Genomic DNA, 13078 nt, shown 5'->3' with positions numbered 1-13078 from the left:
AACAGGAAAAGACATCGCAGGACGGATTTTATTGGGTGGGACATCATTAGATCACTGCCAACATCTTCATCAATCGCGTACTCACCATTTGATTCTCCTCTTTACTTGTGGTCGATGAAAAACTTTACGGTCCGCTGCTCGATTACTTGGCGTGAAGGCGTGATATCCTCACCGACGCGTCGCCAATTGTGTCCCGCATTGTGAACGATCAATATCTCGACCGGAGCTTTCAATTGCTCCGCCTGTTGTTGCATGCGGTAAGCATGTTTGACGGGGATAGTCGTGTCCTTGTCTCCCTGAATCATTAGCAGCGGAGGACTGTCTTGACGCAGATAGTTCACCGGACTCATTTCGCGATACAGTTTTGCTTTTTGGTCGGGTGTCGATCCAGCAGGCAAGATCCGCGGCCCGAAGCGGTCGCGAAAACCCTCGCGATCATCGTGGTTAAACAATTCGGTGTTTTCAAAGTCACATGGTCCGTACCACGAAACGCCCGCGACCATCTTATAGTCATATTCAGAAAGCGACGCATCACCGGGCAACGCGTCCGGAGCGGTTAACAGAAGCATCTGGGCGATCTGGCCGCCAGCAGAGTCACCAAATGAAAACACACGTTGAGGATCGATGCCGAGAGAGTCACTGTTCTTCGAGAGGTACCGAATTGCATCTTTGCAATCGATTACACAGTCTCGCATTGCGACCTTGCCGTCGGGTCGCCAAAGTCGATAGTTCACTGTGGCCACACAGAAACCATGTTCGAGCAGTTCCGAAGCAACGGTCGCGAACGATCCACGCACGATTCCGTCTTTGCTGCCCGCCGCCCAACCACCGCCATGCGTGTACACAACCAGAGGACATTTTTGTTGCTGCTTGGCGGTTGGATAGTAGAGGTCTAAATAGAGGTCTGCCTCCGGCGTCTGTTTGTAGAGCACGTTAAGCTTCTTTTCGCCCTGCGTCGCCAACGACGGGATTTTCACTGCTTTCAATTCTTTGAGCGTCAAAACCTCATCACCGTTCGCATCCAATGCCTTCACGCGGGCCCATTGCTGCCCAGCTTCTTGTTTGTCGATCTGACCATTTCCGTCGCTATCGGTATGGGTCATTTTCCGTGCAGCAAAGGCACCGGCATAGTCAGCTTGTGCGATCGTCGACATCGCAAGCAGAACGAGGCAAGCGATGATCGTGATACGATGTCGATTCATAATATTCTCATTTGGAACAAATCATGGGGTGTTGTTTCGTGCTTTACTCGCACTGCCAGAGAAACGCTGGGCTTCTCAGCGGCGGGTCATCAATTCGCTCGTTGCGATCCGATAAACAATTTCTTTCAGTTGAAAATTGTTCTTCTGTGTCTGCCGGACAATCAATTCCACAATGGGGTAGTCGGCGGCAACCAGCGGGCGACCCTTGGCATATTCCGCGATACGGATAATCAAATTGCGGGCAAAGGGCCTCAGATCTGCGGCCAGGATTTTCTTCAAGCCATTGATGTCACGGAATCCCTTGCCGCTGAAGTTGCCCTCCGTGCTGACCTTTTGACGTTTCGTGTAGTTGGTGCGATAGCGTCCGATGGGGTCATACGCTTCTAACGCGAAACCGAGCGGATCGATCCGCTTGTGGCACTGCATACAGGCCTTGTCATTGCGATGTTTTTCTAACATCTGACGAACCGTCGTGGCGCCCGTAAGATCGGGTACGATCGCGGCAACTTCCTCTGGTGGTGGTGGTGGCGGCGTGCCCAAGAAGTGGTCGAGCACCCACACACCGCGAACCACTGGCGATGTTTCGACCCCGTTGGACGTCAGCGTCAACACGCTGCCCTGAGTCAGCAGCCCGCCACGTTTTGATGACGCGGGAAGCTTGGTGAGCTTAAGTTTCCCGTCACTCTGTTTGGGCAGACCATACAGTTCAGCAAGTTTGTTGTTGATGAAGGAATAGTCCGAGTCGATAAAATCAGCGACGCTACGATTCTCTTGATAGACATGCCGAAAGCAAAGTCGCGTTTCCTCAAGCATCGCCTGCTCCATGCTCTCGCCATAGATCCGGAACTCTCTCGTCTTGTTATCAGGCGGCATCGTTCCGAGTTCATCCAACGCCAACCATTGATCGACAAAGCTTTCGCAGAACCGATCGGCTCGCGGGTCTTGCATCAGTCGCAATACCTGAGCTCTAAGGGTTGCCGGTTCGGTCAGCTTGCCCGAATTGGCGGCACTAAACAGTTCCTGGTCCGGCATCGTGCTCCAGAAGAAATACGAAAGCCGACTTGCCAGCGGAAAATCGCTCAGTTCGCCTTGTTCTTCGAACAGGTACAAAAAATCGGTCGATGCCATCATCGCGGTCATCGTCTTGACGACCGCATCGTTCCAATCGCGAGACTGTTTGTATTGGTTGTTCAAATAGTTAAACCAGAGCCCAATCTCTTCTCGAGTGACGCGTCGCCGGAAGGCTCGGATGGCGAACCGCCCCAGCAGATACTCTCGCGCCTTGGCGCTCCTCAGATCGGGCATCTTGTCCGACAGCAATGTGGTCTTCATCGACTCGGTCGGCCATTGTTCATAGAACGGGCCTTCGATCTTGTACTGCGTGACGCGAATGCCGGGACCGCGAAAGGGACCGGCAAAGTCCGAATTTTTGAATTTGGTTCTTCGCAGTGCTGCGCGAATCTGCACGATAGGTTTCGAGGTTCCATTCGCCATACGAAGGTAGGGGTAGAAATCTCGGTCAATCCAAGTTTCGACCGTAAATGTCTGCTCTTTGTCGTAGATCAGCGGAAATGTCTCGATCGTCTTGCCGAGCGCATTGACCCCGGTTCGCCGGGCCGACACCACCCCAATCGCCAACTTGGGCGGCTCATTCTTGGGAACAAACTTGACGGGGTATCGGTTCTCGTCGACGGCCGACGCGGTGACGGTGATCCGGTACCGACCCGGGATCTGGCAGTTTCGCGTTGCCTTGCCGTCGACGATTTTGGAGTTACCTCCGATTCGAAACGTATAAAAATCCTTGCCTTGGTTTTCATACCTTCGCGACGCCCCGGTGAGCTGCCGCATGGGAACCTCGAACACCTTCGACTCAGGTTGTTTGGCGTCCATCGTGAACAAGGCTTGCCACAGCGCGGCTTGGGCGGCTTCCATGTATTCAAACAGCGATTCATCGGACATCACCAACGACGACGCGTTCGTATCGAAGCCTTCGTTCACGTTGTCATCGTAGATATAGGAACTGGGGTCAAAGTTGCCATCATTCAACCCCAATAAATCGCGAACCGTATTTTGATACTCACGTTTGTTAAGACGACGCAGGCCACCCACGTTTTCGGTGGGCGATTGCTTGGCGAGTTCAAGCACTTGCTTCGCGAGCGTGCTACGTTGTGCGGCCGAAGGTTGAGGTTCGTCCTCAGGCGGCATCAACCCGCCAACAATTTGTTCATAGACTTTGGTCAGCAGTTCGGCATCCGCGCTGGACAATGGATCCAACTGTACGTTGCCCTCTTGCTCGTCCGCATTGTGACATCGAACACAATGTTGACGGATCATCGGTTCGATAGTCGAGAAGTCATCCGCATCCAGCCGTATTGCTGGGAACAGAAGGATGATCGACGCCACTAGCGCGATCAGATGATGCACGTTTAGTTTCACGGCGTGGCGTGCAAGCGGTGTCCGGTGAACGGGAAATGGAATTCTGCTCATTATTTTCACGAGAGCCTAAACGTTCCGGTCGCACCATTGAAACTTTCAATCTCAACACCAAAATTCTGCAGCATCGTCGTGTAAAGATTGTTCAGGGGCGTCGAATCGCCGCCGGGCGTCTTGCAATCGACATGGCCTTGATGCCGGAAACCACCGCCGGCCAAGACGACGGGTAAATCTCGATTGCTGTGCCGAGCCGCGTCTCCCATGCCGCTGCCAAAGTACACCATCGTTTTGTCCAGCAGCGTGCCGTCGCCACGATTGCCCAGTGGGGAATCTTTCAACTTTTGTACAAACCGAGCCATTTGTTGAATGTAAAAGTTGTCGATGATGCCCAATTGTCGAAGGATTTCAGGACGATTGCCATGATGGCTCAACGAGTGATAGCCGGTGGAAACACCATCGAGTTCAATCATCCGATTGTGCATGCCAAATCCAGCGGTGAACACACGACTCGAGTCCGATTGAATGGCCAACAGAATCAAGTCGAACATCATCGGCGCGAGGAACTCGTAATCTTGGCCCGAGTGCGGATGTCCCTCAGGTTGGTAGTCTACCTTTGGCTTGGGAACCGATGCCCAACGTTGCATGCCCTGCAACTTATTTTCCGCATCACGAATCGCTGTCAGATACTCTTCTAATTTTTGCCGATCCGCCGGATTGGTTCGACGTGCGAATCGTTTGGCTTGTTCGCGAACCAGATCCAAGATGCTGCCCTGTTCTTGAATGCGTAGCTCGCGCTCCTTGATCGCAGCAGCCGAATCGGGCACGAACAATTGGTCGAACATGTCACGGGGATCCCCTAGTTCGCGGACCCGGATGCCCGACGATGTCCACGAGGCATTCATGCCGCCGCCAACGGCGACGTGCATTGACGGAAACCGGGTCTGGTAACCCGAATGTTCGGCCGCAAGCTGGTCCATCGAAACGACGTTGCTGCCGCGAATTCCGGTAAGGAACGTGGATATGCCACCATGGCCGGAAAAGATCGCGGGGTGGTCCATGTTGGAACAAACAGTGAAATCGCCTCGCAGATTTCCCAGTGGTTTTAGCGTCGGTGTCAGTTCGAAATCCGTCCCTGTCGATTTTGGGAAGAACGCTCTGGGATAGACGCCCAATGTGGGACTGATGCAAACCATTCGCATCGCATCGCCGTCGTCGGTCCCGCGTGGCGGAGCGGCAACCGATTCCATCATGGGCAGCGCGATGGTGATGCCAGCTGCCTTTAAAAAAGATCGGCGGGCTGGTGCCGAGTCTGGGATTCGTTTCATGATTTTGACCTTAATCTGGATGACAGAAATCGTCCACCGATGCACTGCACAGCGTCAATCGTCCCACGTCAAGCGTTCCAATCGCGAACCGCATCCCGTCTCGGTGTTGGTGCTCATGCCGCTTTAAAAACCGCCTTCGATTTGAAACTTCGCGGGCGTTTTGGGCGAAGCAATCGGTTCGACTTTTAGCCCCGTGTCACCGCGTTTGTTTCGGTCGATCACCACGGATATCGCGTGCCGCCCCTTGGCGAGCTTGATGTCGTTGGATGGATCGATGACTTCATCTCCGTCGACCCATAGCCGCAGTCCATGCATGTCGTTGGTTTTTAGTTGCACGCCACCGGAGACCTGAACGTTCAAGTAACCGCGAGCGAGCACTTGAGCTCCGCTGGGCATTTCACCGGCGGGCAATTCACCGTTGACTTTGCTGTACACGGTGATCCATTGGGCGTCGTCGACCGGAAGTTCATCAAGATTGGAAATCGAGGTCAGTTTCCACTTTCGAATGACAGGACTTTCATCATTGGAAAAGTCGCCCGGTCGGCCCAAAGCCGCGACAAATTTTGCGAGATCAAGAAACTCTTGGCGACTGGCGAGTTGATCGACAAGCCCCGCAGGCATGGCCGAATTCATCGCCTTCTCGGCAATGATTTCATCCGCAGCAAGTCGTATTTCTTTTCCACCTTGTGCCGCGTCGCGGACCACGACCTCGTCATCACTCTCGAACGTCACAATACCGGTTTGGGTGGTTCCATCGTCCAGTACATACATGCGATTCTCGTAGTGTTCGGCAATCGCTTTGTTCGGTCGCAGTATCGATTCGACGATATAGTCGGTCTTGGCCGCCGCACCCACCGCGACCAGGTTCGGGCCGATGACGGGGCCAACAGGACCAATGCCGTGACAACTGGTACAAGACAGCGATTTGCGCCGATAGATGTTCTCACCACGAACTGCGTCGCCATACGTTTCAACATCGCGGGTCAGTTGCGCTAGGTCTTCGGCCAGTAATTGCGAGTTGAGCGACTCGGAATCCGACGAGGGACGGAACCGTTTTGCAAGGTTCTCAGGCAGCAATCCCGTCGAGCGATGAAACTCATCGACACGATCGGCAACGGCCGGGTGAATCTCGACGCCTTTTAATGCATCGGAAAATACGCTCAGCCCGTTTTTGTCTTTCAGGATTGCCTGAATTAGCGGGACAGGATCTGCTTGTCCTGGGTCTTGGCTGAACAACGTGGCTGCCGACTTCGTCCCTTGCTGCACGTCGGTGGCAACCAGTCCAACCAATGCACAGTATCGCGTCTCTGGATCGCGATGCTCTGCGAGGCCGGCGAGTGTTTGCCGTTCTTTGGCACCACCTAGTTTGGCAAAGGCAACTGCTGCGGACCGACGTAATGCAGCGGGGCGGCTGTCGCTCTCGACAATGTCGAGAAGCGGCCCAGTGACCCTACTCACTTTCCAAGCGGCCAGATTCTCGGCAGCGAGGGACGCGATAGTCGCGTTGTCATTGTCGAGCAGTCGCGTCAGAGCACGCAAACGACGACGAAGCACACCCGATTGACGCGAATTCGCCATCGACTCGAGCGATTCAAGCAATACGATGGTGGCGTCATCGGATCTGGGATCTTTTCCGCTGGTTAGCGATGCGACGACTCGCAAAATATCGTCTTGCGTGCCCATTGAGATAAACTGTTCGCCAAATTCCTTGATCTCTTTCTCGCTGGGATCTTTCTGTTGCAGAAAGCTTCCGATTCGTTCTGCAAAACCGATTCCCGCAGATTGTTCCGCAACGGCTTTGTGAGATGCTTTGGCAAAACGAAGCGTTCCCGCCTCCATCGCCGGACGCCAATACGGTTCGAGCGCCTTCGCTGTCTGGGGCAGCGCCAAGTCGAGGAATGGGTCGCTGGGATGATCGATCACATTCAGCGCCGCCGCATAGGCCTCGGCCTGAGGAATGAATCCCGCCGACAACACCGCTTCCATTCGTGTTCGCGGGAACGGATCGGCAGCTGCCTTGGCAATCATGGCGATCGGATCGGACAGCGATTCGTGCCAGTACCGAATCACTCGTGCTCCGGCGGATCGTGCGTGACCATCCTTCGCATCGAGCACCAACTTTAGAATCTTCTCACTCGGGCGTTCGACGTTTTGACACGCCCACATTGCTTCCACGAGATGAAGGTCGTAGTCGGGTGACTCGGTATCGAGCCCATCCACCCACGACTGCAGAACCGCGAGGACTTCGTCGGGATCGCGTTCGCTGATTTCTTTTTTCGCTTGATGGCGTACCCACGTTTCGGAACTCTTCAAATGATCGACGAGTTGCTCGGTGGTGGTTCCATCGAACTTGGGTTTCTTGACGAGCGGGCGATCCTTGTGCGTGATTCGCCAGATACGACCATGCTCGTGATCACGACGTGGATCGCGGAAATCATGACTGGCGTGATTGATGATCGAGTTGTACCAATCGGCGACATAGATCGCTCCGTCGGGGCCGATCTTGACATCGACGGGGCGAAAATTTGGGTGCTTGCAAGTCATTAACGGCGGTAGGACATTGGCGCTAAATCCAGCGCCGTCCTCGGTGAATTCGTAACGAATAATGGTACGACTCTTAAACCGGCCACTGAGTAGATTGCCGCGGATGTCGTCACCGACATGAGACCCGGTCGCGAGATCGCCGCCACATTGCTTTTCGGTGCTGATCAGCGTGGGAACGCGAATCGATTGAGCGCCGTTTCCTGTCACGGGCGACAAGTACATGATCCGCGGATTGTTGACCATAAACGATTGTCCCCATTGGTCGAACACGTGGCCCCACGGATTGCCCCCGGTCCCGGTACAAAACATTCTCAGTTCTTGCGTCCGAGGGTTGTACTGATAGACGCCACCGTTGAAATTGCGAACGACACCGTGCTGGGTTTCCACTTGCGAATGCAAAAAGATGCCTTCTTGGAAATAGATCCATCCGCCGGGACCGCGTCGCCACGCACTGACCGAGTGATGACTGTCTTCGATCCCAAATCCGGTTAGCGCTAATTCCTTGACATCCGCCACGTCATCCCCGTCGGTGTCTTTGAAAAAGAACACATCGGGTGATTGCGCCACATAGCACCCGCCATTAGCAAGTTCCAATCCCGTCGGAATGTACAACCCATCGGCAAAGACCGTCGACTTGTCCGCAACGCCATCGTCATCGGTGTCCTCGAGGATGATGATTTTGTCGTTGGCGACTTCGCCCGGCTTCAATTGTGGGTACGCCCACGAACACGAAACCCACAATCGGCCTCGCGAGTCCCAGTGCATGTGGGTGGGGTTGGCGAGCATCGGATCGGAAGCGAAAAGGTTGACTTGGTAACCATCGAGCAGTTCAAAATTTTCCTGCTCCGATGCGGGATCATGATTGTTCATCAAGTCCAAATTGGCGTCCTTGATGTTCTTGATACCCGATGCATCCTGCGCCCATACGCTGGTCGTCAACGCAATAAACATCGTGGCTGTCATCGCTAAAGGGCGGACCGCTCGCCTAAAAACGTTGTTGGTCAATTGGAAGGTTTGGATACTCATGAGCGTCTTGCAAAAGGCAATTAGGAGGCAGGTAGGGGCGAGTTTTATCGATATGGTCTGTTACAGTTCGATGCGACTCACTCGCCAATTTCGCGTTTCTCGCTGGATCGCATCACGCAAGTTCGCATCGCGTTTCTCTGCGAGTCGATTGAATTCGATCACTTCCGCTGGCAGTGCCCTACCACTGGGTGATTTTTTTCTCTCGCCGACAATGTGCACTTGGTTGAGGGCTTTCCAGCTATAGGTGAACTGAAGATTCTTGTCGTTGACCGCACGGCGTAACGCTTCGGCGGCTTGGTGAGCAGGCGAAGTGTCGATTATGATGCCGCGAGCCCACTCGTCGTGGTTTGCGGTCGCGACGGAGACATCATCGATGGCCAATTCGTAGGTTCCAGGTGGAAGATTGGCGATCGTCATTGAATCACGAAAATGATGCAATTGTGGCGGCACGTCTTCGTCGGTGGGTGGCGGCAGCGTCGGAGCAATCAACTCGGTGGCACGAAACGTCAGTCCCGCTTCGGTACGAGCCGTATCGGATACATCAATCCCATGTGCCTGCACCGTCAAATCAGCCGCGTCGACCGAGATTCGCCACGGGGGCTGGACCGACGCGAGATCGTCTTGGACGAGGTCACGAAACAGGTAATGACTCACCGCCCAGTAGCCATACGGATTCAAATGGATTCCGTTGGTCGTGAAGTTGGGCCCCACTCGCTCGTCGATCAGATAACGAGAGGTTTGATAGAGATCAATAAAGGGAACTTCAGCTGCGATGGCGACTTCGCTCATCGCTTGGCTGTATGCCGATAACTCGCTGTTTCGCTGCTCGTGCCGAGGCGTCAATTTTCCAAGCGGTTCGTTGGCGATCGGCGATACCAGGATCAACCGCACTTGCGACTTACCGTTGTACTGTTTGCCCTCGAGTGATTTGATAAATGCATCGACGGCAGCTTGAAACGATTGGACTCCGTCTTCGCCAGCGAACGATTCTCCCATCCCGAAACAGGCGATGATCACATCGGTACGATGGGCCGTTAGCGTCTCTTCTTCGTTTGGAAAATTAGTCGGTCGATCACGCGCGTTCAGCATGTCGCCGCCCCAGCCAAGGTTGCGAATTGCGACTGGGTTATCGGGCCACTGTTGCAGCAGCATCGTTTCAAGATAGCCATGGATTCGCAATTGATCTGCAAACGTATTGCCAACAATCGCAATACGATCGCCCGGCCGAATGGGTGACTCGGCACAGGCCGTCGAAACCGCAACTCCGCAAAGCAGAGACACGACGACGCAATGGATTTGTCGGATCATTGAATTGAGCACCGTTTTGCGACCCTTGTTCATTTTTTGTCCTGTCGTTGGATTTCCCAAGTCGTGATTTTTTCATCCGCCGCGGGCAACGGCCGATCCACGGCCCAACAAGCCGCATTGATCACCATGCGGACGAACGATTCTTCGGCAAAGTCACCGGGATGACCGAATGAGGTTCCAAATACCTTGCCGCCCCATTCGTTCTGCCACGCCCAGGCAACGGTATCCGTTTCATCCTCTTGAACCTGTACAACACCAAACGATTTCTTCATCTCACGACGTCGGCCTTTGCCGCTGCCCTGGACCAGCGGAACGACGCCCTCCTCGAAGTGCGTCAGATAGAGCGTCCCCGGCGATGTCCAGTTCGACTTCGATACATTGGTCATGATTGGGTGCTGCCGTGATTCTTCGATCACACTGATTTCGGTCGCACTGGATTGATGCACGATGTAGGGCGTGCCAAGAGCGCGGCGACCGAAGTCATCATTCCAATCGTGCCGCGGATGGTTCGCAGGATATTTGAAAGAATGATTGGCGGTGCGCAGCCCGATGATCGGCTTTCCTGATTTCAAGTAGTCTTCGATCGGTTGCCACTCGTCATCCGGCAGCTGAAGAAACCGCATGAAGAAGATTGCCAGGTCGGCATCGGCCAACGCTTCGATACCGGGCAACACATTTTCCCGTTTCTTTTCCGGATTGCCTTTGTCCATCACTACCGTCGTGCGGAATCCGAATCGCTCCAGCTCCTCAGCAAGCAGCGGCATGCTGAGTTCTGGTGAATAGTGCAGTGTCCCCACGACAAGCACAGCATGAGGCTTCTCGGCGAGGGCCGGAGTGGCGGTCAGCCAGTGACATGCGACGATAATCATCCCGAAGGCCGAGAGATACCAAGATCGCGACTGCAGCGAATCCCGGAATCCGAGGAATGCGGATCGAAAGCAAGGCAGAAATCGTTGATTCATGTTGACTCGCAAAGTTCAGGTAATAGCCAGAGGTGAATCCAGAAAGAGAGCTGCTTTCAGAAAGAACGGCTGTCTATTTCGTGACTCGGATTTGATCCAAATGAACTCCCAACAATCGCTTGGCAATCGGGTCCAACGCGGCTTCGCTGCCTTTTAGATGCAGCGTCTGTTGAATATGAGTCATCGTTTCGCCTGGCTTCAACGCGGCCGCCGGGGACGAGGTTTCCAATTCGTAGAACGGGCCAAGCGGCGGTTCGCCGGGCGCGGGCGATCCGTCGTTGTAGGCATTGATGACGTCGCCACCAAACGGTTCCTCCTGGATCTCCCACATCGAATTCACGTACCCGCTCGGCGCGTCTTGAACGTTGTAGGTAACGATCGTCAACACTTTCCCCTCAGCGTCGTAGCTACCTGCAATTCCTAAGGAACGCTCCGGTGTGATGCCGATCTTGCCGCGACGTGTGCCATCGCCTTTAAAGAACAAAACATCATCTTCGACTCTTAGATATTCAGACGGAACCTTGCCAAAGTAGGTGTCATTGACTTTCGGACCCAGCTCGGCGGCGTCACCCGGTTTAAAAGGAATTACGATCGTTGTTTTTGGCGATGGGTTGTACATCCCCAAGATCCAAATCGAGGGCATGCCGGTCTGCTTCGTCCACGCGTTTTCGCCACGATTGGTTAGCCGATTGTCAGTCTCGTAGCCAACATACTTGATCGACTCGTCGATCGAGTCTGTTTCGAGAACTTTGGCAATTGCAGCTTTGTCGAGCATACGGACCGAACGCTCGATCCCCATTACGAACGGTGTGCCGCTAAAGTTGGTTAGTTTGCAATCTCGTTTGAATTTGGCCGTCGTACTCGATTGCTGAACGAGTTCAAACGGCTCGGTGTCGATCGCTGCGGGAGTCGTCCAATCCGAAAATTCGAACTTGCTGCCCGGTTTAAAGAACAATGCAAATTGGCCTCCTTCGGGACCGAGCCAAAATCGTTCTTCGCCGCCAAAGATATAGATGTGTTCTTCGAGTTTGCCTTTGCGTTCTTCTTCCGACAGCAACCCTGTCTCGATCACCTTGCGGTTGATCCAACCGAAGCTGGATCCGTTTTCACGATCGACCGTACTGGTCATCACACGTCCCTGATACGCCGGAGCCACGGCGACTGCGGCCTCGCCATCAGTCAGCGTGATGATGTCGGTGTGTTGCTTCAAAAACGAAACGTCGTCATGAAATCCTTTGCTCACTTGACTTGATTCTTGTGCTAACACAGTACAGCTCAGATTGAAAAAAGTGACAGAACAAAACACACCCAACAACCAAGGGCTCAAACGTCTCATATTGGGTCTCATTTTCGTACGGAAGGATTTTTCAGGAAGGATAGATCGCGTATCGGATGGAACCAGCGGCAAAGCAACCGCGTTGATCCATTGCCCCCGAGATCAACGCCGCAACCAAGATCGACGCAGCGACCAATTTCAACGCAGCGGGCTCTTCCGCAGACGAACTGGGAATCGCATGCCTGGGAATCGCAAGGCCGCTTGCGGCAATAGGGTATTATGATCCATTACACCGCCAGTATGATCATGATTTGCGACCTTAAGTTAACATTTTGCGACACGCGGCACGCTTGCGCATGACTCCTGCCTACCTGTTAAACAGCCACAAGGGGTCGCGGCCATCGGTGGGGCATGATGGAAATCGGGTCAAAACGGAAAAGTGACGAGCGGGAATGCGAGGCGGCTAGCCGTTTATTCGCTGGTCCGAACTGGCATCGTGAACTCCGATGACGTTTCTTTCGCGTAAATGCCAACGTGGGTGACACTTTCCAGCGACTTGGGCAACGACTGTTCGATGCGAGTCTTGCCGACCACCAAGATCGCTTTGCTGTGTTCCAGATCGATTGTCACGGTCACATCAAACGTCTCTGTCGGGTCCAGTGAAGCCTTCTTTCCAGCGCCGCTTGTCATATTCGCCCAACTGCCGTCGAAGATCCCGTGGCGATTCAACCCGATCATCGTCCCCGCTTTAAATAATTGATCGTTCTCGGTGGACGAACCAAAACAGAAGCAGGCGTTCTTGGTCCTTGAGTCTGCGGACGATCGGTACTGCAGCCGAAATGTCACAGATTCTTGAACCGGCCGATCCAGTTCTTTGAGTGCAAACGCTTCACCGGGACTGGCGTCGAGCCGGTAGCCGAAATCGGTCTCGGATACCGTGCCACCGCGAACGAGGTCCCAGTCACCGGTTTCGTCTTTGCCCTCACTCAGTTTCTCACTTCG

The 13078-nt window shown here is 54.0% G+C and carries 8 protein-coding genes; all 8 read right to left on the bottom strand.

The features are described 5' to 3' along the window. Nucleotides 1–101: 101 nt before the first annotated feature. Nucleotides 102–1202, bottom strand: a complete 1101-nt coding sequence (locus RMSM_RS06275; RefSeq protein ID WP_008693121.1) for an alpha/beta hydrolase — start codon at nt 1200–1202, stop codon at nt 102–104. A gap of 75 nt (nt 1203–1277) precedes the next feature. Beyond that, on the bottom strand, nt 1278–3689 hold the full coding sequence (locus RMSM_RS06270; protein ID WP_236622027.1) for a DUF1592 domain-containing protein: 2412 nt from the start codon (nt 3687–3689) through the stop codon (nt 1278–1280). A gap of 5 nt (nt 3690–3694) precedes the next feature. After that, complete coding sequence (locus tag RMSM_RS06265; RefSeq protein ID WP_236622026.1) at nt 3695–4960, bottom strand: DUF1552 domain-containing protein; 1266 nt, start codon at nt 4958–4960, stop codon at nt 3695–3697. Between the two features lie 123 nt (nt 4961–5083). Then, nucleotides 5084–8530, bottom strand: a complete 3447-nt coding sequence (locus RMSM_RS06255) for a PVC-type heme-binding CxxCH protein (RefSeq protein ID WP_008693117.1) — start codon at nt 8528–8530, stop codon at nt 5084–5086. Between the two features lie 60 nt (nt 8531–8590). Continuing rightward, nucleotides 8591–9871, bottom strand: coding sequence for an SGNH/GDSL hydrolase family protein (locus RMSM_RS06250; RefSeq protein ID WP_008693116.1), 1281 nt, complete (start codon nt 9869–9871; stop codon nt 8591–8593). Next, nucleotides 9868–10800 (bottom strand): ThuA domain-containing protein, encoded by a 933-nt coding sequence (locus RMSM_RS06245; protein ID WP_008693115.1) that lies wholly within the window; start codon nt 10798–10800, stop codon nt 9868–9870. The genes RMSM_RS06250 and RMSM_RS06245 overlap by 4 nt, the downstream gene beginning before the upstream one ends. Nucleotides 10801–10873: 73 nt before the next feature. After that, entirely contained in the window at nt 10874–12043 is a 1170-nt protein-coding gene (locus tag RMSM_RS06240; protein WP_008693114.1) for a DUF6786 family protein, read from the bottom strand. Between the two features lie 504 nt (nt 12044–12547). Further along, nucleotides 12548–13078 (bottom strand): hypothetical protein (locus tag RMSM_RS40720; RefSeq protein ID WP_040764369.1); only part of this gene is annotated, 531 nt, incomplete at its 5' end.

The organism is Rhodopirellula maiorica SM1 (assembly GCF_000346295.1).
In the GTDB taxonomy this organism is placed as follows: Bacteria; Planctomycetota; Planctomycetia; order Pirellulales; family Pirellulaceae; genus Novipirellula; species Novipirellula maiorica.
This window is presented reverse-complemented; position numbering and strand designations above follow the sequence as displayed.

Excerpts from the sequence above, each read along its gene's own strand:
- RMSM_RS06275 (WP_008693121.1), bottom strand. The coding sequence starts at position 1,202 with ATGAATCGACATCGTATCACGATCATCGCTTGCCTCGTTCTGCTTGCG.
- RMSM_RS06270 (WP_236622027.1), bottom strand. The coding sequence starts at position 3,689 with ATGAGCAGAATTCCATTTCCCGTTCACCGGACACCGCTTGCACGCCAC.
- RMSM_RS06265 (WP_236622026.1), bottom strand. The coding sequence starts at position 4,960 with ATGAAACGAATCCCAGACTCGGCACCAGCCCGCCGATCTTTTTTAAAG.
- RMSM_RS06255 (WP_008693117.1), bottom strand. The coding sequence starts at position 8,530 with ATGAGTATCCAAACCTTCCAATTGACCAACAACGTTTTTAGGCGAGCG.
- RMSM_RS06250 (WP_008693116.1), bottom strand. The coding sequence starts at position 9,871 with ATGAACAAGGGTCGCAAAACGGTGCTCAATTCAATGATCCGACAAATC.
- RMSM_RS06245 (WP_008693115.1), bottom strand. The coding sequence starts at position 10,800 with ATGAATCAACGATTTCTGCCTTGCTTTCGATCCGCATTCCTCGGATTC.